Consider the following 22,090-nt stretch of genomic DNA (forward strand, 5'->3'; position numbering starts at 1 on the left):
ATGCTTAATGCGCTCGCGGTTTTCTGCTCACCCGTTTCATCACCACAACAAAAAAGACCGGCACGAAAACCACGGCCAGCGTGGCCACGATCATGCCGCCGATAACGCCCGTACCAATTGCTTGCTGACTCGCGGAGCTCGCGCCGGTGGCAATGGCCAACGGCACGACGCCGAGAATGAATGCCAGTGAAGTCATTACGATCGGACGCAGACGCAAGCGCGCCGCCTGCACAGTGGCATCCACCAGATCATGGCCCTCGTCATATAAGGTCTTGGCGAACTCGATGATCAGGATCGCGTTCTTGGCCGACAGGCCAATGATTGTGATCAAGCCCACCTTAAAGAACACGTCATTGGGCATTCCTCGCAACGTCACTGCCAGCACTGCGCCCAATACGCCCAAAGGCACCACCAACAATACAGCAGTGGGGATCGACCAACTCTCGTACAAGGCTGCCAAGCACAAGAACACCACCAGCAACGACAGGCCCAGCAGAATCGGCGCCTGTGCTCCGGAGATTTTTTCTTCCAGCGACAGGCCGGTCCATTCCATGCCCATGCCAGCGGGCAGCTGTGCAACCAGACGCTGGATCTCGATCATCGCTTCGCCAGTGCTGTGGCCGACGGCCGCTTCGCCGGAAATGCTGATGGCCGGGTAACCGTTGTAACGTGTCAACTGCGATGCCCCCTGAATCCAGCGCGCTTCGACAAAGGCCGACAACGGCACCATCTTGTCGAGGTTGTTGCGCACATTGATCTTGAGCAGGTCTTCAACCTGACTGCGCTGATCGCCCTCGGCCTGTACCACCACGCGCTGCATGCGGCCCTGATTCGGGAAGTCATTGACGTAAGCCGATCCCACGGCCGTAGAGAGCACGTTTCCGATGTCGGCAAAGGAAATGCCCAATGCATTCGCGCGCTTACGGTCAACCTCCAGTTGCACCTGCGGGCTCTCAGCCAGTGCGCTTTCACGCACATTGGTCAGCACCGGGCTTTTCTCGGCTAAAGCCAGTAACTCGCTGCGTGCTTGCATCAGCACGTCATACCCGACGCCACCACGGTCTTGCAGACGGAACTCAAAACCGCTCGAGGTCCCCAGCCCGCTCACTGGTGGCGGCAGAATGGCAAATGCCACGGCATCCTTGAGGTCACTGAACGCCGCATTGGCGCGGTCGGCGATGGCCGAAGCTGAGTCTTTTACGCCGCGCTCGGACCAATCCTTCATGGTCGTGAACGCCAGCGCGGCATTCTGGCCGTTACCGGAGAAGCTGAAGCCCAGAATCATCGTGGTGTTACCCACCCCCGGCTCAGTGGCGTTGTGCGCTTCGATCTGTTCAGCCACCTTGATCGTGCGCACCTGGCTCGCCCCCGGCGGCAACTGGATGTCGGTAATGGTGTAGCCCTGATCCTCAACCGGCAAAAACGAGGAAGGCAGACGGGCAAAACACAGCACCAACATCACCAGCAGTGCGCCGTAGACCAGCAAATAGCGCCCGCTGCGCTTGATCACATGCACCACCCAGTGCTCGTAGCCTTGGGACAGCCGCTCAAACCGCGCGTTGAACCAGCCAAAGAAACCGCCCTTGGCATGATGCTCGCCTTTGGCAATGGGCTTGAGCAGGGTGGCGCACAACGCCGGGGTCAGCGACAGGGCCAAAAAAGCCGAGAACAGGATTGAGGTGGCCATCGACAGCGAGAATTGCTGGTAAATCACCCCCACCGAGCCCGGCATGAACGCCATCGGGATAAACACGGCCACCAATACCAGGGTGATACCGATGATAGCGCCGCTGATCTGGGTCATGGCCTTGCGTGTGGCTTCGCGTGGGGACAGCCCCTCGGTTAGCATAATCCGCTCGACGTTTTCCACCACCACAATGGCGTCATCCACCAGAATCCCGATCGCCAGCACCATACCGAACATCGTCAGTACGTTGATCGAGAAGCCAAGCACCAGCATCATGGCAAACGTGCCCATCAGCGCGACCGGGACCACCAGTGTCGGGATCAGGGTGTAACGGATGTTCTGTAAAAACAGGAACATCACGGCAAACACCAGCACCATCGCCTCGACCAGGGTGTACATCACTTTGGTAATCGAGACTTTGACGAACGGCGATGTGTCGTACGGGATGGTGTACTCAACACCCGCAGGGAAGTACCGGCTCAACTCGTCCATCTTGGCGCGAATCAGGGTCGCAGTGCTCAAGGCGTTGGCTTCGGGCGCCAACTGCACGCTGAAGGCTGTGGCAGTCTTGCCATTGAGGCGTGTGCCGTACTGGTATTCCTGACTACCAATTTCGACCCGCGCCACGTCGCGCACGCGCACCGTGGAGCCGTCCGGATTGGCGCGCAGCACAATGTCGCCAAACTCTTCAGGGGTCGAGAGCTGGCCTTTAACCAGCACCGTAGCCGTGATTTCCTGCGTCGGGCGTCCTGGCAAATCACCGATGCTGCCCGCCGAAACCTGAGCGTTCTGATTGGCAATTGCCTGATTGACGTCAGCAGGGGTCAAGTGAAAGCCGATCAGCTTTTGCGGATCGATCCAGATGCGCATGGCCCGTTCGGCGCCATAGAGCTGGGCCTTGCCCACGCCTTCTATACGCTTGATTTCGTTCATGACGTTGCGGGCGAGGTAGTCACTGAGCGCGACCTCGTCCAGCGGGCTGTTATTAGCCGTGAGCGTTACCAGCATTAAAAAGCCGGACGAGACTTTCTCGACTTGTAACCCCTGTTGCATGACCGCCTGTGGCAAACGTGACTCGACGGCCTTGAGGCGGTTTTGCACATCGACCTGCGCCATTTCCGGATCGATGCCCGGCTTGAACGTGGCGGTAATGGTGGCGCTGCCCAGGCTGCTCTGAGACTCAAAATACATCAGGCCATCCGTGCCGTTGAGCTCTTGCTCAATCAGGCTGACCACACTTTCGTCCAGCGTCTGGGCCGAAGCGCCGGGGTAGACCGCATAGACCTCAACCTTGGGCGGTGCGACGTTTGGGTATTTGGCGACCGGCAATTGCGGAATGGCCAAAGCCCCCGCCAGCACAATGAACAACGCGACGACCCACGCAAAGATGGGCCGATCGATAAAGAACTGCGGCATGCTCACCGATCCGTGGAGTGTACGAGGGGAAGAGCGGGGTCATCGATCTGCACCTGTTCGCCCGGGCGGGCATGTTGCAGGCCTTCGATGACAATGCGGTCGCCAGCTTTCAGGCCGGCATTGACGATCCAGCGATCCTGTTGGGCATTGCCCAGCTGCACCGGCTGCTGCTTGATGCGATTGTCCGCTTCAACCAACAACACCTGAGCCACCCCGGCGCTGTCACGCAAAATAGCGCGCTGCGGCACGCTGATGCCTTGCTTGTTAAAAGCCTGTTCCAGACGCACGCGCACAAAACTGCCGGGTAGCAGGTCGTTATCCGGGTTGGGAAACTCGCTGCGCAGAATCACCTGGCCCGTACTCGGGTCTACGTTAACGTCGGTGAACAGCAGTTTGCCGGGCAACGGGTACAGGCTGCCGTTATCACGGACAAGGGTGACGCGGGCCTGCTCGTTGCCGACCTTTTGCAATTCGCCAGCGCGGAAGGATTCGCGCAGGTTGTCCAGATCGCGGGTGGACTGGGTCAGATCTACGTGCACAGGATTGAGTTGTTGAATCCGTGCCAACGGCGTGACTTCGCCCTGACCGACCAAAGCGCCTTCAGTGACCAGTGCGCGGCCGATGCGTCCGGAAATCGGCGCGGTGACCGTGGCATAACCCAGGTTCAAGCGGGCACGCTGCACCGCGGCCTTATTGCCTGCGACATCGGCGTGTGCCTGCTGCGCTTGGGCGCGGGCGTTGTCGTATTCCTGACCGCTGATGGCGTTGCTTTCGATCAGCGCAGCGTAACGCTCACTCTGCAACCTGGCTTGCAAAGCCTGCGCTTCGGATTTGCGCAGGGCGGCCAGCGCACTGTCCAGATCGGCCTTGAAAGGCGCAGGATCAATCAGGAACAACACGTCCCCCTGTTTGACCTCGCTGCCTTCTTCGTACACCCGCTTGAGCACCACGCCAGCCACGCGGGCGCGCACTTCGGCCACGCGCGGGGCAACGATGCGTCCGCTCAATTCGTTATTGATCGACAGCGGCGCGGTGGCGATGACTTCGGTTCGCACCTTGACCAGGGGCGTTTTTTCTTCAGCGTCGGGGTTCTTGCCACACCCCGCGAGGGCCAGTGCCAGCGCTGAAAGGCAGAGCGGGGCAAAGAGCTTTTTCAATGAGCGAGCCTTCTTATAAATGCAGGATAGTTCTGTAAGTGCTTGCGCATGCTAAGGGCAGCACGCAAGAGGCGTTGTGAAGCTGTGTAGGCGGTGTGTGAAAAAGTGTGAAGGTAATGCTCCTATCCGTGTGAGGTTGTATATCCTTTGGCTTTCCCCGAGTTGTAAGCATTTATTATGCCCACTATTTTGCTGGTCGAAGATGACGCCGCGCTCTCGGAGCTGATTGCCAGTTACCTGGAGCGCAATGGCTACGAGGTCAGCGTGATTGCCCGTGGCGACCTGGTGCGTGACCGGGCTAAAAGCAACCCGCCGGACTTGGTGATTCTTGACCTGATGTTGCCGGGCCTTGATGGCCTGCAAGTGTGCCGCTTGTTGCGTGCTGACTCGGCCAGCCTGCCGATCCTGATGTTGACGGCCCGCGACGATAGTCATGATCAGGTGCTGGGGCTAGAGATGGGCGCCGACGATTATGTGACAAAACCTTGCGAGCCGCGGGTATTACTGGCGCGCGTGAGGACGTTACTGCGCCGCAGCAGCCTGATCGAGCCGCAGGTGGCCAATGACCGGATCGTCATCGGCAACTTGTGCATTGACCTGTCAGAACGCAACGTCACGTGGCGCGGGCAAGACATTGAGCTGTCCAGCGGTGAATACAACCTGTTGGTGGTCCTGGCCCGGCATGCCGGTGAAGTGCTCAGCCGCGATCAAATCCTCCAGCGTTTACGTGGCATTGAATTCAACGGCACAGACCGCTCGGTGGACGTGGCGATTTCCAAGTTGCGGCGCAAATTCGATGACTGCGCGGGGGAAGCGCGCAAGATCAAAACCGTGTGGGGCAAAGGCTACCTCTTCAGCCGTTCCGAGTGGGAATGCTGAAACCATGTTCAAGGTCCTGCTAAGGCTATATCTGGTAACCATGGTCACATTCGGGGCAGCCATCTACCTGGTACCCGAGTTGATCGTTACGGTCTTTCATGATCGGTTCATGAATTACAACATCGACATGTCCCGCGGCATGCAAACCCTGCTGGTCAAACAATTTCATCAATTACCCGCCGAACAATGGCCCGCGCTGGCCCGGGAGCTGGACAGCCAGTTCTCGCCGTTGCGGGTCAATCTGCTGTCAGTCAATGACCCGAAATTCGATGCCGATGAACAGCGCCAGTTACAGCAAGGGCAGGGCGTGTTGCGCATTGGCGAATGGGGCTGGCGCACGCTGGTGGTGTCACCGCTGGACAAGCAACAGGCTATTGAATTGGTGATGCCCCCCGATCCCTTCGACATGAACGTCCTGTACTGGAGCATTAACGTACTGATCGGCGCGGCATTGCTCGGGTGTTTATTGCTGTGGCTGCGTCCTCACTGGCGCGACCTGGAGCGTCTCAAGCGCACAGCGGCGTTGATTGGTCAGGGGCAATTGAGCGAGCGCACGCAGATCTCGCCACGGTCGAACGTTCACGGGCTGGCCAGTGCGTTTGACACCATGGCCCAAGACATCGAAAGCCTGCTCAACCAGCAACGCGACCTGCTCAATGCGGTCTCCCACGAACTGCGCACACCCCTGACGCGGCTTGATTTCGGTTTGGCGCTGGTGTTATGCGACGACTTGCCGCCAGCCAGCCGCGAGCGGTTGCAGGTGTTGGTCGGGCATATCCGCGAACTGGATGAATTGGTGCTGGAGTTGCTGTCTTTTAGCCGCTTGCAAAACCCGGCGCTGGTGCCGGAGCGCGTGGAGGTGTCGCTGGATGAATTTGTCGACAGTATTCTGGGCAGTTTCGACGAAGAGCTGGAAACCCCCGACATCGTGCTGGACGTGCTGCTGCACGGCTCGCAGGAGCGCTTTGCGCTGGACCCGAGACTCACCGCGCGCGCGTTACAAAACTTGCTGCGTAACGCCATGCGCTACTGCGATCGGCGCATTCAGGTGGGGGTGAATGTCACTGCACACGGCTGTGAATTGTGGGTCGACGATGACGGCATCGGCATCCCGGAAGCGGACCGCGAACGCGTGTTTGAACCTTTCTATCGCCTGGACCGCAGCCGCGACCGCGCCACGGGGGGCTTTGGTCTGGGCTTGGCGATCAGCCGGCGCGCCCTCGAAGCACAAGGTGGAACGCTCAGTATTGAGCCTTCCCCCCTGGGCGGAGCGCGCTTCCGGTTGTGGCTACCGGTTTAGCTCAGATAGCGGCGTTGCCGGCTCACATGTTTGAGACCTTCGAGTACCAGCACACCCACCGCCAGCCAGATCGGGCCATAGGTCAGCCATTGACCTTCCTCCAGGCTGTCGCCCAATAGCAGGGCGACGGCCACCAACAACACAGGCTCGACATAGCTGAGCAATCCGAACAGGCTGAACGGCAGCAAGCGGCTTGCCAAGATGTAAGCGAAACCTGCAGCGGCACTGATGATGCCCATCATCGGCACCAGTACGTAGAGCGTTGAGCGTTGCGCCTGAAGGTCGACATGCTCGCCTGCCAACACAAACCACAGCGCCACGGGCACCATCAGCAGCATGTCCAGCCATAAGCCGCCGAGGTTATCGATACCGATTTTTTTGCGCAGTACAAAGTACATCGGGTAACCCAAGGCGACCACCAACGTGGTCCAGGAGAAACCGCCCGTGCGGTACAGTTCATTGGCCACACCCAGCACCGCGAGCGCCGTCGCGATCTTTTGCAGATGCGACAGGTGCTCACCATAGACGATGCGCCCCGTGAGAATCATCGTCAGTGGCAGCAGGAAGTAACCCAATGAAACATCGAGCCCATGACCGTTCAAAGGCCCCCACATAAACATCCACAGTTGTACCGCCACCAGAAAACTGGTCAACATGACGCAGGGGATCAATGCAGGCCGGGCGCGCAAGCGCTGAAAGATGAGCGCAACCCACTTCCATTCGCCGTAAAGGCAGAGAAAGAGTGTCATGAAGGGCAGCGATATTAGGATTCGCCAACCGAAAATTTCTTGACCGTCCAGCGGTCGCAGAAGGGATGTGAAGTAGTACAGGACGCCAAATAAACAGGAAGCCAGAATCGATAAAACAATACCTTTGGACACAACAACCTCAATGGATCTACAGCGTTACTCGTATGAGTGGGCACATAGCTTGAGGCTGTGGAACACCATTGGCAAATATGTTTTAAACCAATCAGTTGGCTTAAAAAGCTAGTCCGGAAGGTGATACGTGAAACGAGCAAGCAAATACTGGGCCAAAACCGTTTAAAACGTTCGTTCGCACGCGCTGAAAAAAATGATAAACGGTAGTCCTTGCAGCGGCTTCATCTACCTCGAGGGTGGCAATGGGCTGTGAAACCAGCCCATTGCATTGCCTTTACACGGATTTTTGCTGACGCAACAAATGCTTGAACCCTTCAAACATCAACACCAGCACCGCCAGCCAGATCGGTAAATAGGTCAGCCATTGCCCGGCGCTGATACTTTCACCCAGCAACAACGCCACGCACACCAGCAGCACCGGCTCAACGTAACTGAGCAGACCGAACAGGCTGAAGGCAAGCATGCGGCTGGCCATGATGTAACTGATCAAGGCCAGAGCGCTGATGAGGCCCAGTACCGGGATCAACGTGTACAGTGCCGCACGTTGGCTGGCCACATCGAAGCCGTGTTCGCCTGTTTGCACAAACAAGAACGCCGCGGGCATGAGCAGCAGCATGTCGATCCACAGGCCGCCCAGATTGTCGGTCCCGACCCGTTTGCGCAGCACAAAATACAGCGGGTAACCGATGGCCACTACGAGGGTGGTCCAGGAAAAACCGCCGACCCGGTACACCTCGTTGGCGACCCCGAGTATCGCCAGCGCGGCAGCAATTTTTTGCAGATGGGAAAGGTGTTCGCCATACACCACGCGGCCCGTGAGAATCATGGTCAGGGGCAACAAAAAGTACCCCAGTGACACGTCCAGGCTGTGGCCGTTGAGGGGCGCCCACAGAAACAGCCACAGTTGCAGGCCCACCAGCGCACTGGAGGCAAACAGGGCAATCCACAGCCGGGGGGTTTGCTGCAGGCGGGAGAAGATCGTCGGCACCAGCCGCCAATCCCCCGAAAAACACATGAACAGGGTCATGCAGGGCAAGGTGAGGAGCATCCGCCAGCCGAAAATTTCGGCGCCACTCAAAGGGTAGAGCAGGGATGTGTAGTAATACATGACACCGAACAGGCTCGATGCCAGAACCGATAAAACAATACCTTTAGACACAACAGCCTCGTTGAAACGCGCATTTTGATTATTAGAGACGCGTAGCTTGAGGCTCCAAAGGCTGTAGGGCAAATCTTGCTGAGCCGATTGCCTGCGCAGAGGCCCGCAAAACGCCCCCTGCGCAGCAAAACCGATGGCGTCAGGCGTGACGCATGCCGCGGGTCATGCGCAAGGCCAGCACACTGCCGCCCACAATCACCGCCGCCAACAGGTACAGCGCAGCATCGGTCGAGCCGGTGGCGTCTTTGACAAAACCCACCAGATACGGGCTCAGGAACCCCGCCATTTGACCCATGGAGTTGATCAAGGCCAGGCCGCCAGCGGCCGCGCCTGCACTGAGCATGGCAGTGGGCACCGGCCAAAACATGGGCAAGCCGGTCAGGGCGCCCATGGTCGCGATTGTCAGCCCCAAGATGGCGATGGCCGGTTGCGTGGCGAAGTTGACAGCAATCACCAAGCCCAGCGCCCCCATCAACATTGGCACGACCAAATGCCAGCGACGCTCTTTGCGCAAGTCAGCCGAGCGCCCCACCAGCAACATGAACACAGCAGCCAGCAAGTAAGGAATCGCACTCAACCAGCCAATCACCAGCGTGTCGCTGAACCCCAGGTTTTTGATGATCGACGGCAGCCAAAAGTTGATCGCATACACGCCACTCTGGATGCAGAAATAGATCAGGCCAAACGCCCAGATGGCCGGGTTTTTAAACACGGCAAGCAGCGAATCAGAAGTGGTGGCGGGTTTGTTGACGGTGTCCAGGCGGTGGTCAGCGTCGAGCACGGCGCGCTCGTGAGCCGTTAGCCACTTGGCATTGGCAAAACTGTCGCTGAGCAGGAAGATCGCCAGCGCACCCAACACAACGGTGGGAATACCTTGCAGCAGGAACATCCACTGCCATCCGGCAAGTCCGCCCTGGCCTGCGGCGAAATGGCTAAGAATCCAGCCCGAGAAGGGACCGCCGATCAAGCCGGAGACCGGGATTGCAGACATGAACAGCGCCATGATGCGGCCACGACGGAACGTGGGGAACCATTGTGAGAGGTAGAGCACAACCCCTGGGAAGAAACCCGCTTCGGCGGCGCCGGTGAACAGGCGCAGGGTATAGAACTGGGTCGGGGTGGTGACGAACATCAGGCAGGTGGACAGCACGCCCCAGGTGATCATCATCACGGCGATCCAGCGCCGAGGCCCGAATCGGGTCAATGCCAGGTTGCTGGGAACCCCGCACAAGACGTAGCCAATGAAGAAAATCCCGGCACCCAAGCCGTAGACCGTTTCGCTGAATTTCAGCGCATCAAGCATCTGTAATTTGGCAAAGCCAACGTTTACCCGGTCGAGGTAATTGAACAGGTAGCAGATAAAAATGAAGGGGATCAAACGCAGGGTGATGCGCTTGTAGATGGCGTTTTTATCGTCATCGCCGGTCAGCGAAGCGGGGGCGCTCTGTGACATCTCATGTCTCTCTTTATTATGTTTTTTCGCGATCCGAGGTTAACGTTGGTCGCTGCGTGAGTCTCGGTCACCCAAACGTTGCTGTCTTTGTGCTGCTGCACAGTGTTTTTCTGCTGAGGCTGTGCGCACGAACAAATGTTTCCAAGGATTGTCACCCTATGTTCGAACTCGATCATGATTTGGCGCAGGACATCGTGGATCGCGCGATGGCCATCTTGCCGTACAACGTTAATGTGATGGACAGCCAGGGGTTGATCCTCGGCAGCGGCGAGCCCGAGCGTATCAATACCCGCCATGAAGGCGCGCAATTGGTGCTGGCCAACGGACGGGTAGTGGAAATCGATGCGCAAACCGCCAAATGCCTGAAAGGCGTGCAGCCGGGAATCAATTTGCCATTGCTGCTCGATCAGCGCCTGATCGGCGTGCTGGGGCTGACCGGTGAACCTGAATTGCTGCGCACCTACGCCGAACTGGTGCGCATGACGGCCGAAATGCTGGTGGGCCAACGCCATCAACAGGCCGAACAGCAATGGCGTCGTCAACGTTGCGACGACCTGGTGGCCATATTGTTGAGTGAAAGCGGCGACTCACCGCGCCTGATCGACGAAGCCCAACAACTGGGGCTCAAGCCGCAGCTATCGCGCATTCCTTATTTGTTTGAACTGGGCAAGGGCCAGAGTGCCGAGGCCCTGAGCGTGTGGCTGCAATCACGCTACCCGGACAGTTGGTGCGTGTGCCCGGCCGATGCCTCGCTGCTGTGGTGCCGCCCGTCAACCACCACACTGGACGACACGCGGCTACTGGAACGGCTCGACGGCCACGGCTGGAACGTGTTGCGCATCGCCGCAGGCGGGCAGGCGGATGCACTCAAAGGACTGCGCCGTTGTTATCGACGCGTGGGGGATTTGCTGGCCTATGGCCGTGATGTGTTGCCGGACACGCGTTTACTGAGTCTTGACCGCTACCGCTTGCCGGTGATGCTGTGGCGGCATCGCAATGACGATGCGCTGGAAGAACTGCTCAATCCACTGCACAAAGTGGTCGCCAAGGACAGCAATGGCCAACTGATCGCAACCTTGCGCAGTTGGTGCGAGCATGACGGCCAAAGTCAGGCGTGCGCCGATGCGCTGGGCATCCATCGCAATAGCCTGCGGTACCGGATGGAACGGATTGCCGAGCTGAGCGGGGTTGACCCCCTGAGCCTGAACGGGATGCTGGCGTTATACCTTGGGGTCCAACTGCTGCCCCACACGCCCCTTGTACAGGCACGGCCAACCGCCTGAACTGCAGGCCAAAAAAAGCCCCGCGACCGAATGAACGCGGGGCTAAACGGTTGGATGCGACCAACCAAAGGAGCCGTTAAATCAGGTGCACATCAGTGCGCGCTGGCCACCGTTTCAACGTGCCAGCCGCCGCCCAGCGCTTTGTAGATCGCCACCACGCCGCGATACAACTCAACCTCGGCCTGTGCCTGACTGTCTTCTGTTGCGAGCCGTTCACGCTGGGCATCGAGTAACACCAGGAAGTCCACCGTGCCTTCGCGATAGCGAATCGCCGCCAGATCGGCTGCGGTGCGGCTCGACTCACTCTGACGTATCAGCGACACCAGGCGTTGCTGACGTTTGCCGTAATCACTGAACGCGTTTTGCGACTCTTCAAGCGCCAACAACACCTGTTGTTCGTAACGGGCCAGTGCGCCATCGGCTTCGGCATCCGCGCCACGTAAACGTGCTCGCACACTGCCCAAATCAAAGGCAGGCCAGGTAATGCTCGGGCCCAGAGCCCAGGCATTGGCGGCTGCTGAGCCGATCTGCGAGCCTCGCCCAGCGGTAAACCCAAGGAACCCGCTGAGGCTGACCCGCGGGAACAGATCTGCCTTGGCCACGCCGATCCGGGCGGTTGCGGCCGCCAGTTTGCGTTCCGCACTGAGGATGTCCGGGCGTCGCTGTAGCAGGTCGCCAGGGTTGCCAATGTTCAGGGCCTTGGCAATCGCGGGCAGTTTGGCCGGGCTCAAATCGACGCTCAGTTGCTCCGGACGCTCGCCCAACAAGGTGGCAATCCGATTGCGTTCACGTACCTGCTGCGCCTGCAACTGCGGCACACTGGCTTCAACGGCCGCCAGACGTGCGTCAGCGCGCATGACGTCCAGCTCATCACCGACACCCGCATCACGCAGACTTTCAGTGATGGCTTTGGATTCCTGCTGGTTTTTCAGGTTGGCCAGCGCAATGTGCTCACGCAGTTGCGCGCCGCGCAGTTCGCCGTAGGCGTCCACCAATTCCGCAATCAGGGTCACTTGCAACTGATACAAATCCGCTGCGGCGGCCTGTTCGTCCGCATCGCTGGCTTCCAGTTGACGCTGGATACGGCCAAACAGGTCGAGTTCCCACGCCATGTCCAGCCCAAGATCGTACCGCTCACTGTTGACGCGCTTTTCGGTCTGCCCCGGAATCTGCCCTTTGCCCAGCTCGCTGCTGGCGCGGCTGGTGATGGTTGGCATGGCGTCGTTGCTGACGTCATCGCGGATCGCCCGGGCAGCCCGCAGCCGGGCAAACGCGACGCGCAGCTCACGGTTGCCTGCCAGCGACCGCGTCACCAACCGGTTGAGGGTCGGGTCGTCGAACTGTTGCCACCAGATTGCTTCGAAATGGGCACGGTCAAAACCTTTGAGGTTATCGGCGCTGATCTGAGCCGGCTCGGTCTTCGGCGTTTGATAATCCGGGCCGACGGCGCACGCGCTCAACGCGAGTACCAACAGGCTCGGCAAGAATACGTTCACGTTCATGGTTGCGACTCCAACGTCATGTGCCTGGCGGCTTTGCGCGCTTGACTGCGCTCCACGTAGCGACGGATCAGGACGTAGAACACCGGGGTCAGCAGCAAACCGAAGAAGGTCACGCCCAGCATCCCGGAGAACACCGCGACGCCCATGGCATGGCGCATTTCCGCCCCTGCGCCGCTCGACAGCACCAAAGGCACCACGCCCATGATGAACGCGAACGAGGTCATCAGAATCGGCCGCAAACGCAGACGGCAGGCTTCCAGCACCGCAGCCAGCGGGTCGAGGCCTTCTTCCTGTTTATCCTTGGCAAACTCGACAATCAGAATCGCGTTCTTGCACGCCAGTCCGACCAATACGATCAAGCCGATCTGGGTGAAAATGTTGTTGTCACCCCCCGACAGAATCACCCCGGTAATCGCGGACAGCAGGGTCATCGGCACGATCAGGATCACCGCCAGCGGCAGGCTCCAGCTCTCGTATTGCGCGGCCAGCACCAGAAACGCCAGCAGCACGCAGAGCGGGAACACAAACAGTGCGGTATTGCCTGACAGAATTTGCTGATACGTCAGTTCGGTCCACTCATAGGTCATGCCATTGGGCAATTCTTCTTTGAGCAGTTTTTCAATCGCAGTCTCGGCTTGACCCGAGCTGTAGCCCGGCGCTGCTGCGCCGTTAATCTCGGCCGTGACAAAGCCGTTGTAGTGCATGACCCGGTCGGGGCCGGCGGTGTCGCTGACCTTGATAAAGGTCGCCAGCGGGATCATTTCGCCCTTGTTATTGCGCACTTTCAGTTGGCCGATCTGCTCAGGTTCCAGGCGGAACTGCTGTTCAGCCTGCACGTTGACCTGATAGGTACGGCCGAAGCGGTTGAAATCGTTGGCATACAGCGAACCCAGATAGACCTGCAGCGTGTCAAAGATGTCACTGATGGCCACACCGTGCGTCTTGGCTTTTTCGCGGTCGATCGCTGCATCCACTTGCGGCACGTTGACTTGATAACTGGTGAACAACCCCGCCAGCTCCGGCACGTTGTGGCTCTTGGTAATGATGTTCTGCACTTCTTTGTACAGTTCGTCGTAACCCAGGTTGCTGCGGTCTTCGACTTGCAGGCGGAAACCGCCAATGGTGCCCAGCCCTTGTACTGGCGGCGGCGGGAAGATCGCGATGTAGGCATCCTGAATGTCTGCAAATTGCGCATTCAAGGCTGCGGCAATAGCTGCTGCCGACTGGCTCGGGTCCTTACGCTCGTCAAAAGGTTTGAGCGGGGTGAACACGATGCCGCTGTTGGGGCTGTTGGTGAACCCGTTGATCGACAGGCCCGGGAATGCCACTGAGTTCGCCACGCCCGGTTGCTTGAGAGCAATTTCGGACATGCGTTTGATCACCGCTTCGGTACGATCCAGGCTCGCGGCATCCGGCAGTTGCGCGAAAGCCACCAGGTACTGTTTATCTTGCGGGGGGACGAAACCGGTCGGTGTATGCGCAAAACCAACCCAGGTCAGCACCATCAAACCTGCATACAGCAACATCGCGATACCGCTGCCACGGATGATCCGGCGGACCGCCCCCACATAGCCATTACTGGCTTTGACGAAGAAACGGTTGAACGGGCCAAACAGCCAGCCCCCGAACAGGCGATCCAGCAAGCGGGTAAAACGGTCTTTGGGCGCGTGATGGCCTTTGAGCAACACGGCGGCCAGCGCCGGAGACAGTGTCAGCGAGTTGAACGCCGAGATCACCGTGGAAATGGCAATGGTCAAGGCGAATTGCTTATAGAACTGTCCGGTCAGGCCGGAGATGAACGCAGCCGGTACAAACACGGCGCACAGCACCAGCGCCGTGGCAATGATCGGCCCGGTCACTTCGCGCATGGCGCGCTTGGTAGCATCGACCGGATTAAGCCCCAGCTCGATGTTTCGCTCGACGTTTTCCACCACCACGATGGCATCATCGACCACAATCCCGATGGCCAACACCAGCCCGAACAGCGACAAGGCGTTAAGTGAGAACCCGAACATGTGCATCACGGCAAATGTACCGATCAACGACACAGGCACGGCCACCAGCGGGATGATAGAGGCTCGCCAGGTTTGCAGGAACAGGATAACCACCAGCACCACAAGGATCAGGGCTTCGAACAAGGTGTGAACCACCGCCTCGATAGAACCGCGAACGAAAATGGTCGGGTCGTAGACGATGTCGAAGTCCATGCCTTCAGGGAAACTCTGCTTGAGTTCGGCCATTTTCGCCCGCACGTCGTTCGAGATATCAATGGCATTGGAGCCCGGCCGCTGGAAGATCGGCAGCGCCACCGCGGGCTGGTTGTTGAGCAGCGAACGCAACGCATATTGACTGGAGCCCAGCTCAACCCGCGCAATGTCTTTCAGGCGTGTGATCTGGCCATCATCGCCGGCGCGAATGATGATGTTCTGGAATTCTTCTTCAGTCACCAAGCGTCCCTGAGTGTTGACTGAAAGCTGGAAACTGGTGGCATTCGGGGCAGGGGGCGCGCCAAGCGCACCGGCTGCGACCTGACGGTTCTGCTCGCGAATGGCATTCACCACATCGGTTGCAGTCAGGTTGCGTGACGCGGTTTTGTTCGGGTCCAGCCACACGCGCAACGAGTAGTCGCCCATGCCGAACATTTGTACATCGCCAATGCCGTTCAGGCGCGCCAGCTCATCCTTGATGTTAAGGATGGCGTAGTTGGACAGGTACAGCATGTCGTAGCGCTGATCCGGCGAGGTCAAGTGCACCACCATCGTCAGGTCGGGCGATGCTTTGTCGACCGTAATACCGATGCGGGTTACTTCTTCGGGCAATTTGGGCTGGGTGCGGGTCACGCGGTTTTGCACCTGCACCTGTGCGTTGTCCAGGTCAGTGCCCAGGGCGAAAGTGATCGTCAGTGTGATCTTGCCGTCGGCCGTGGACTGTGAAGACATGTACAACATGTTTTCAACGCCCGTGATGGCTTGTTCCAGCGGCGCGGCCACGGTTTCACCGATCACTTTGGGGTTGGCACCGGGAAAGTTGGCGCGCACCACGACGGTGGGTGGCACCACTTCCGGGTATTCACTGATCGGTAACTGGAACAGCGAAATGCCGCCCGCAATCAGGATCAGCAGGGAAAGCACAGCGGCGAAAATCGGCCGCTGAATGAAAAATTGAGAAAAATTCATCGGAGTTATCGTCCCTTAACCACGAGGAGTCGCGACGCCAGCCAGCTTCGGCGCGCTGTTGGCGGGCTTGACCTGTGGCAGGTTGCTGGCTTCCAGGGCTTGTCGTTGGAGCGCCAGTGCAGCGAGGGTTTGTTCGGTCGCCATCGGGATCACTTCAGGGGTGACCGGCGAGCCAGGACGCACCCGCTGCAAGCCTTTGACGATGATGGTGTCGTCCTTGTGCAAACCATTACGCACAATGCGCAACCCTTCGATCTTCGGCCCCAGCTCAACGGCGCGGTAGATCGACTTGTTGTCGCCATCGAGGACCAGCACGAACTTTTTGCCCAGGTCGGTGCCGACGGCTTCGTCGTTGATCAGCACAGCCGAATACGTCCCGCTGCCTACCAGTTTGAGGCGTGCATACAGGCCCGGGGTGAAGCTGCCGTCGGCGTTATCGAACACCGCGCGGCCACGGATGGTGCCGGTTTTGGGGTTGACCTGGTTATCGACGAAGTTCATTTGCCCCAGGTGCGGGTTGCCGTCTTCATTGGACAGGCCCAGGTACACCGGTGTGGTCTGGCCACGTTGGCCTTCACGGGCCAGTTGGGTGTACTTGAGAAACACACGTTCATCGGCATCAAAGTAGGCATACACCTTGTCGGTTGAAACCACGCTGGTCAGCGGTGTGACATCCGCCGTCACGATGTTGCCCGCTGTAATTTCCGCGCGGCTCACACGCCCGCTTATCGGGGAGGTGACGCGGGTAAAACTCAGGTTCAGCTTGGCCAGATCCAGCTCGGCCTGAACGGCCGCGACGGCGGCGCGTGCTTGCTGCGAAGCGGTGCTGCGCGAGTCGGCCAGCTCGGCCGAAATGGCATTGCTCTGGCGCAGGCGCTCGCCGCGCTGGGCTTCGTTTTCGCTGCGGGTGGCATTGGCGCGGGCTTGTTGGACCTGTGCCTCAAGGCGGCGTACTTGCGCCTGAAACGGGCGCGGGTCGATCTGGAACAACAGGTCGCCTTTCTTCACCAACGCACCTTCGGTGAAAGCGACCTGATCAATCTGCCCGGACACGCGAGGGCGAATTTCCACCGTTTCCGGCGCTTCCAGCCGACCGGTGAACTCGTCCCATTCATTCACAGGCTGCTCAAGCACTTTGGCCACACTGACTTTTGCAGCAGGCGCCGGAGCAGTCGCTTGTGGAGTTTTGCCGCATGCACTCATCACCACGATGGCCAAAGCGGCCAGTGGGAAGCGCAAATGTTTAAGTGACTGTTCCATGAGGGGGAGTCCGCCAATCTGTTGAGATGGGGCGGATAATGCTGGCGCGGGTGCTGGCGCACGAATCGAACCCAGCGAAGGTCATTATCATCCGGAATGATATAAACCCGAGCGAAGCCCTCTAGCCTGTGCTTTTCGTTAGGGGACTATCAATCACAAAGACTTGCGGGTCGGATGGCGCCCGATAATCAGGTGCGCACAAGGCCAGACCGTGTTCCAGATGAAGCGGACTAATGGGTTTGTAGGTGTTCGGCAGGATGGCGGTAGCACCGGAATTGCGCAGCGGCTTGATTTTTTGCGGAACAAAAAAACAAAGGGCCTGCATGAAGAATCTCATGCAAGCCCTTGATATGTTTGGTGCCCGAAGCCGGAATCGAACCGGCACGTCCTTTCGAACGGGGGATTTTAAGTCCCATGCGTCTACCAATTTCGCCATTCGGGCGGTAGCGCTATGTAGCGATCAAACCGGCTGGTTTTACTGAATCTCAGTCCCCCAGCCTGTGTGACAGGTGGACGAATATATAGAGGCTTATGCGATGACGCAAGTTTGAGAGGGCACATTTTTTATCGAGGGGCTTAATAAAACCCTCGAAAAATCAGAAGCCTATGGCCTCGGGGAGTTTACTCGAAGGGGGTTATCCAAATCGTTGGAAGAAAGTATCAGGCTTATATGTAAGTTTTTTGGGAGGGCTAGGCTAGGGTGTGTGTAGGTCCGAGACAGAAGTGGGTGAAATGAATTCAAGTGTCCTCTACGCGCTCATTGCGGCAGCCCTGTTCGGCGCCAGTACGCCGCTGGCCAAGCTGCTGGGGGCCGACGTGTCGCCCGTGCTGCTGGCAGGGTTGCTGTATTTGGGGAGCGGGGCGGGCCTGTTGTTGGTGCGCTGCATGCGGGATCGCGGGTGGAAGCGTTCCGGTCTGAGCGCAGGTGAATGGCCATGGTTGGCGGGTGCAATTGCCTTTGGGGGCGTATTGGGCCCTGTGGCGCTCATGTTCGGGTTGACGCTGACCTCCGGAGCCACGGCCTCGCTCATGCTGAACCTGGAGCCCGTACTGACCGCGCTGCTGGCGTGGGTGGTGTTTAAGGAAAATGCTGATCGCCGGATTGTAGCGGGAATGCTGGCCATCATTGCGGGGGGTGTGGTGCTGTCCTTGCCGTCAGGGCAGGGTGCAAACGACACGGGTTCGTGGCTGGGGCCGCTTGCAGTGGCGTTTGCCTGTTTGTGCTGGGCCGTGGACAACAACCTTACGCGTAAAGTGTCGGCGTCTGACGCGCTCTACATTGCCGGGGCAAAGGGGTTGTGTGCCGGGTTGGTGAACTGCGCAATTGCTACATCGCTGGGTGCCCAATGGCCCTCGGCGCAGGTGCTGTCTCCGACGTTATTGATTGGTTTTTTGGGTTATGGCGTGAGTCTGGTGCTGTTCGTACTGGCCTTGCGCGGTCTGGGGGCGGCGCGAACGGGGGCGTATTTTTCCACGGCACCTTTTTTGGGGGCTGTGATTTCAATCGTGATACTGGGCGAATCGGTCTCGTGGCTGTTTTGGGTCGCGGCGGCCTTCATGGGGCTGGGTGTGTGGTTGCACTTGACTGAGGTGCATGCACATGAGCACCAGCATGCGCGCCTGGAGCATACCCATCGACATCACCATGATGAGCACCATCAACACACTCACGAAGCAGATGACCCGGCTCAGGAACCCCATACCCATGCACATGTCCATGTGCCTGTACGCCACTTTCATCCTCACTTCCCGGATATTCATCACAGGCACCGGCACTGACCCTGAAGTCCCCGGCCTATAACGGAGCACACGAGCGCGCATGTTTGAACACGTCGATGTCAATTACCTACTGGCCACCTACGGTTACTGGGCCATCTTTATCGGCTGCCTGCTGGAAGGCGAAACCATCCTGATTCTGGGCGGCATGGCAGCTCACCAGCATGTCCTCAAACTGCTTCCGGTCATCGGCTATGCCAGCCTGGCGGGCATGCTGGGTGATCAGTTGTTGTTCTGGGCGGGACGCTATTTTGGTGAGCGCCTGTTACCGCGCTTGCATAAACAACAGGCCGCTATCGACAAGGTCACGGCGTTGATCAATCGCCACCCGACCGTGTCGATTTTTGCAGTGCGCTTTCTTTACGGCATGCGCCTGGTGGGGCCGATGGTGATTGGCGCGAGTAAGGTGTCCCCCGTCAAGTTTGCGTGCATCAACCTGTTAGGCGCGGTGGTGTGGGCCACGCTGTTTGCCAGCGCAGGGTATTGGTCGGGAGAGTTCCTGCAGCATCTGTTAGGGGATTTAAAACCTTATCGCTTGCCGATTGCCCTGGGGGTGGTCGTCCTGGTGCTGGTCGTGGGACTGATCCGCCATTTCAGCTCAACGCGCAAAACCATTTAGCCAGGCTGGGTGCGCAGCCTGTAGCGCCCATGGAGGGTGTGCGGTTGCAAAAATCACGCTTGAAAGGCAAAGTCCGGCAACCCGGTTGCGTGATGAACCGCTTGGCCTAGACTCTTGTTTAGCGGCTCTGAGCCGAGGTTTTCATGCCGTGTTCACGACCTTTGCGCGCCGGTCCGATGACAAGAAAGGAGGTCCGCATGTTGATACGCTCAATGATCCTCGCCAGTGTGCTGGTCACGGGAATGGCGCACGCCGTTGAAGTCCCCAACCCCCTCGAACAGGACCGCGCAAAGGCAAGACCACTGGTGATTGTGGCGCGCACAGAGGCTGACCCCACCTTATCGACCCTGAAAAAATCCCTCGAAGACCCGGCTCAAAAAAAGGCTTTCGATGAGCGCAACATGGTGCTGTACACCATTGTTGGCATCACCGGGAAGCGTGACGGCAAAGACCTTGAGCCGCAGTCAACCATGTCGCTGATCCGGGGACTCAAACCGGGCATGATCATTGATAAGGCCAAAGTGTTTCTGATCGGTAAGGACGGCGAGGTCAAGTTCAAGTCTGAAGGTGACGCGGACCTCGAAACGCTGTTTAAAACCGTCGATGCCTTGCCGCCTGCCGAAAAAACGTTGCAAGCCCAAACGGAGCCTGAAACGTCGGTCACGCCTGGCACTCAGGGCAAGCCTGACAAGTCCGGCAAGCACGTTAAACCCGCTAAACCTGCCAAACCGCTGGAAGACTGAAGTCACGGCCAAAAAAAGGCCCGCTGGGGGAAGCGGGCCAAGAGGGATTCACTAAAGGAGTGAGTTCAATCTAGACCCCGGAATGTGAATACCATGTGAAATGCATGTATTCAAAACAGTAAAGACCCGCAAAGTGTTCGGTAAAAATACAGCTCAGCTGTAGCGCAAGGCGCAGCAAGCGATCCGCTAGGGTGTCATTCATCTCTCCCTTGCCAGCCGGACGTCTTCATGCCGCTTTCCCTCGAGTTGATCTCTGCTTTCACGTTGTTTGCTTTTGTTTCGTCCATCACGCCTGGCCCCAATAACACCATGCTGTTGGCCTCCGGGGTCAACTTCGGTTTTCGTCGCACCCTTCCTCATGCGCTGGGTATCAGCTTCGGTTTCATGTTTTTAGTCGTGGCAGTGGGGCTTGGGTTGGGAGGCGTCTTTAAGGCTGTGCCCATGGCGTACACCGTATTGCGTTACCTCGGCGCGGCCTACTTGTTGTATCTGGCCTGGAAAGTCGCGAGTTCCGGGCCGATATCCTGCACACACACCGCGCACGGCAAACCACTGGGGTTTTGGGGCGCAGCCGCTTTTCAGTGGGTCAATCCAAAAGCGTGGGTCATGGCGGTGGGCGCGATCACTACGTACACACCCTCGCAGGGCTACATCACCAACGTCTTTGTGATTGCACTGGTGTTTGCCATCATCAATTTACCCAGCGTCTGCGTGTGGGCCGGCTTTGGTAGCGCATTACGTTCGGTACTGAGCCAACCCAGATGGCTCATGGTGTTTAACCTCAGCATGGCGCTGTTGCTGGTGCTGTCGTTGTATCCGATTGTGTTTGATCACTGATCCTGTTCTTCAGCGTCGTTGAGCCATTCCTGACTCAGCGTGTCGGTATCCCCCAGGTAGTCCAGTAGCCAGCTCATGGCGGGCGAGTGATTGTTCTGGACCCAGGCAATACAGGACGGGCTGGCAGGGAAGGGCCGTTGCAAGTGCAAGGCCACCAGCCGCCCTTGCTCAATGAGCGGGCGAGCGAGATGGGCAGGCACCATGCCGACACACAGGCCCTCACTCAAGCAGGCCAAGGCCGATGGCCAGTCCGGGACCATCATCCGCCGCTGGTTGTCGAGCGTCCAGGTGTCACGTTTGGGCAAGCTGCGCGATGTGTCGTCCATGCACAAGGATGGATAGGGCCGTAGCTGCTCGTCACTCAACAACCCTTCGAACGCCGTCAGCGGGTGATCCGGGCTTGCCACGCAGATCCAGTGCAACAGCCCCATGTCGCGGAAGGCAAAGCTACCCGCGACCGGTATGGCGCGGGTAGCGCCAATCACCAGGTCGGTTCGACCGTCCACCAATGCATCCCACACACCGTTGTACACCTCGTAGTGGACGATTAATTCCACATCGGGGAAGTGGCGGTAAAAGTCGAGAACCATCTGTTGGCAGCGCGGCTGTTTGGTGATGGAGTCCACAGCGACGCGTAACTGACCGCTCCAGCCATTGGCCACCTGCTGGCACAAGCGCCGGGTGCCCAGCATTTTTTTCATCACATCGCGGGCTTCCTTCACGAACAGCTGCCCGGCGGCGGTCAGTTCTACATCGCGATGGCGACGCACAAACAATGGCACCGCCAGCCACACTTCCAATTGGCGCACGGTATAGCTCACGGCAGAGGGCACGCGATGCAGTTCCTGAGCCGCGCCGCTGAAGCTGCCATGTCGGGCCACGGCATCGATGACATCCAGAGAGTATTCAGACCACACAGCGCTGCCTTCAAATTAATTGATGCCAAATAGAAAATATTATCG

Annotated in this window: 16 protein-coding genes and 1 tRNA gene; 7 read left to right on the forward strand and 10 right to left on the reverse strand. The window is 58.6% G+C overall.

Annotation, left to right across the window (positions count from 1 at the left end; translation table 11 throughout):
• Window positions 1-4 precede the first annotated feature (4 nt).
• Window positions 5-3,103: a multidrug efflux RND transporter permease subunit gene (locus HBN61_RS17020; RefSeq protein WP_170047300.1), complete on the reverse strand. Its 3,099-nt coding sequence runs from the start codon at window positions 3,101-3,103 to the stop codon at window positions 5-7.
• Window positions 3,104-3,105: 2 nt separating this feature from the next.
• Window positions 3,106-4,260: an efflux RND transporter periplasmic adaptor subunit gene (locus HBN61_RS17025; RefSeq protein WP_094993534.1), complete on the reverse strand. Its 1,155-nt coding sequence runs from the start codon at window positions 4,258-4,260 to the stop codon at window positions 3,106-3,108.
• A 177-nt stretch (window positions 4,261-4,437) separates the two neighbouring features.
• Between HBN61_RS17025 and HBN61_RS17030 the strand changes: the two genes are divergently transcribed.
• On the forward strand, window positions 4,438-5,139 hold the full coding sequence (locus HBN61_RS17030) for a response regulator (protein ID WP_094993535.1): 702 nt from the start codon (window positions 4,438-4,440) through the stop codon (window positions 5,137-5,139).
• Window positions 5,140-5,143: 4 nt separating this feature from the next.
• Entirely contained in the window at window positions 5,144-6,439 is a 1,296-nt protein-coding gene (locus HBN61_RS17035; protein ID WP_169962886.1) for an ATP-binding protein, read from the forward strand.
• Here the strand turns inward: HBN61_RS17035 and rarD (HBN61_RS17040) are convergent.
• The 3 genes from rarD (HBN61_RS17040) to HBN61_RS17050 all read right to left on the reverse strand — a co-directional run bounded on the left by rarD (HBN61_RS17040) (window position 6,436) and on the right by HBN61_RS17050 (window position 9,932).
• Window positions 6,436-7,320 carry an EamA family transporter RarD gene (gene rarD, locus HBN61_RS17040; protein ID WP_094993537.1) on the reverse strand — a complete coding sequence of 295 codons (885 nt, stop codon included), beginning with the start codon at window positions 7,318-7,320 and terminating at the stop codon, window positions 6,436-6,438. The two genes, HBN61_RS17035 and rarD (HBN61_RS17040), sit on opposite strands and share 4 nt — an antisense overlap.
• 274 nt (window positions 7,321-7,594) lie before the next feature.
• On the reverse strand, window positions 7,595-8,479 hold the full coding sequence (gene rarD / locus HBN61_RS17045; protein WP_094993538.1) for an EamA family transporter RarD: 885 nt from the start codon (window positions 8,477-8,479) through the stop codon (window positions 7,595-7,597).
• 139 nt (window positions 8,480-8,618) lie between these two features.
• Window positions 8,619-9,932 (reverse strand): MFS transporter, encoded by a 1,314-nt coding sequence (locus HBN61_RS17050; protein ID WP_170047302.1) that lies wholly within the window; start codon window positions 9,930-9,932, stop codon window positions 8,619-8,621.
• A 158-nt stretch (window positions 9,933-10,090) separates the two neighbouring features.
• Here HBN61_RS17050 and HBN61_RS17055 point away from each other — a divergent pair, with 158 nt between their 5' ends.
• Complete coding sequence (locus tag HBN61_RS17055) at window positions 10,091-11,215, forward strand: sugar diacid recognition domain-containing protein (RefSeq protein ID WP_094993540.1); 1,125 nt, start codon at window positions 10,091-10,093, stop codon at window positions 11,213-11,215.
• Between the two features lie 92 nt (window positions 11,216-11,307).
• On the opposite strand, the gene HBN61_RS17060 is transcribed toward HBN61_RS17055, so the two are convergent.
• The 4 genes from HBN61_RS17060 to HBN61_RS17075 all read right to left on the reverse strand — a co-directional run bounded on the left by HBN61_RS17060 (window position 11,308) and on the right by HBN61_RS17075 (window position 17,595).
• Entirely contained in the window at window positions 11,308-12,717 is a 1,410-nt protein-coding gene (locus HBN61_RS17060; protein ID WP_170047304.1) for an efflux transporter outer membrane subunit, read from the reverse strand.
• Window positions 12,714-15,893 (reverse strand): efflux RND transporter permease subunit, encoded by a 3,180-nt coding sequence (locus tag HBN61_RS17065; protein WP_170047306.1) that lies wholly within the window; start codon window positions 15,891-15,893, stop codon window positions 12,714-12,716. The genes HBN61_RS17060 and HBN61_RS17065 overlap by 4 nt, the downstream gene beginning before the upstream one ends.
• Before the next feature lie 15 nt (window positions 15,894-15,908).
• Window positions 15,909-17,153, reverse strand: a complete 1,245-nt coding sequence (gene mexE / locus HBN61_RS17070; protein ID WP_094993543.1) for a multidrug efflux RND transporter periplasmic adaptor subunit MexE — start codon at window positions 17,151-17,153, stop codon at window positions 15,909-15,911.
• A gap of 355 nt (window positions 17,154-17,508) precedes the next feature.
• Window positions 17,509-17,595 (reverse strand) — tRNA-Leu (locus tag HBN61_RS17075).
• A 290-nt stretch (window positions 17,596-17,885) separates the two neighbouring features.
• Between HBN61_RS17075 and HBN61_RS17080 the strand changes: the two genes are divergently transcribed.
• The 4 genes from HBN61_RS17080 to HBN61_RS17095 all read left to right on the forward strand — a co-directional run bounded on the left by HBN61_RS17080 (window position 17,886) and on the right by HBN61_RS17095 (window position 21,128).
• Window positions 17,886-18,932 (forward strand): DMT family transporter, encoded by a 1,047-nt coding sequence (locus HBN61_RS17080; protein WP_094993544.1) that lies wholly within the window; start codon window positions 17,886-17,888, stop codon window positions 18,930-18,932.
• A 40-nt stretch (window positions 18,933-18,972) separates the two neighbouring features.
• The gene (locus HBN61_RS17085) at window positions 18,973-19,548 is read left to right on the forward strand and encodes a DedA family protein (protein WP_094993545.1); all 576 of its coding nucleotides are present in this window, start codon (window positions 18,973-18,975) and stop codon (window positions 19,546-19,548) included.
• A gap of 197 nt (window positions 19,549-19,745) precedes the next feature.
• Window positions 19,746-20,291: a DUF4174 domain-containing protein gene (locus HBN61_RS17090; RefSeq protein WP_170047308.1), complete on the forward strand. Its 546-nt coding sequence runs from the start codon at window positions 19,746-19,748 to the stop codon at window positions 20,289-20,291.
• 228 nt (window positions 20,292-20,519) lie between these two features.
• Complete coding sequence (locus HBN61_RS17095; RefSeq protein ID WP_170047310.1) at window positions 20,520-21,128, forward strand: LysE family translocator; 609 nt, start codon at window positions 20,520-20,522, stop codon at window positions 21,126-21,128.
• On the opposite strand, the gene punR is transcribed toward HBN61_RS17095, so the two are convergent.
• Window positions 21,122-22,045 (reverse strand): DNA-binding transcriptional activator PunR, encoded by a 924-nt coding sequence (gene punR, locus HBN61_RS17100; protein WP_094993548.1) that lies wholly within the window; start codon window positions 22,043-22,045, stop codon window positions 21,122-21,124. The two genes, HBN61_RS17095 and punR, sit on opposite strands and share 7 nt — an antisense overlap.
• Between the last annotated feature and the right edge of the window lie 45 nt (window positions 22,046-22,090).

The sequence above is a fragment of the Pseudomonas sp. WS 5071 genome (assembly GCF_012985765.1).
Taxonomy (GTDB): domain Bacteria; phylum Pseudomonadota; class Gammaproteobacteria; order Pseudomonadales; family Pseudomonadaceae; genus Aquipseudomonas; species Aquipseudomonas lundensis_A.

Bases quoted from the DNA above. Each gene is read 5' to 3' on its own strand.
- HBN61_RS17020 (WP_170047300.1), bottom strand. From the start codon at position 3,103: ATGCCGCAGTTCTTTATCGATCGGCCCATCTTTGCGTGGGTCGTCGCG.
- HBN61_RS17030 (WP_094993535.1), top strand. From the start codon at position 4,438: ATGCCCACTATTTTGCTGGTCGAAGATGACGCCGCGCTCTCGGAGCTG.
- HBN61_RS17035 (WP_169962886.1), top strand. From the start codon at position 5,144: ATGTTCAAGGTCCTGCTAAGGCTATATCTGGTAACCATGGTCACATTC.
- HBN61_RS17050 (WP_170047302.1), bottom strand. From the start codon at position 9,932: ATGTCACAGAGCGCCCCCGCTTCGCTGACCGGCGATGACGATAAAAAC.
- HBN61_RS17055 (WP_094993540.1), top strand. From the start codon at position 10,091: ATGTTCGAACTCGATCATGATTTGGCGCAGGACATCGTGGATCGCGCG.
- HBN61_RS17060 (WP_170047304.1), bottom strand. From the start codon at position 12,717: ATGAACGTGAACGTATTCTTGCCGAGCCTGTTGGTACTCGCGTTGAGC.
- HBN61_RS17065 (WP_170047306.1), bottom strand. From the start codon at position 15,893: ATGAATTTTTCTCAATTTTTCATTCAGCGGCCGATTTTCGCCGCTGTG.
- mexE (WP_094993543.1), bottom strand. From the start codon at position 17,153: ATGGAACAGTCACTTAAACATTTGCGCTTCCCACTGGCCGCTTTGGCC.
- HBN61_RS17080 (WP_094993544.1), top strand. From the start codon at position 17,886: ATGAATTCAAGTGTCCTCTACGCGCTCATTGCGGCAGCCCTGTTCGGC.
- HBN61_RS17085 (WP_094993545.1), top strand. From the start codon at position 18,973: ATGTTTGAACACGTCGATGTCAATTACCTACTGGCCACCTACGGTTAC.
- HBN61_RS17090 (WP_170047308.1), top strand. From the start codon at position 19,746: ATGTTGATACGCTCAATGATCCTCGCCAGTGTGCTGGTCACGGGAATG.
- HBN61_RS17095 (WP_170047310.1), top strand. From the start codon at position 20,520: ATGCCGCTTTCCCTCGAGTTGATCTCTGCTTTCACGTTGTTTGCTTTT.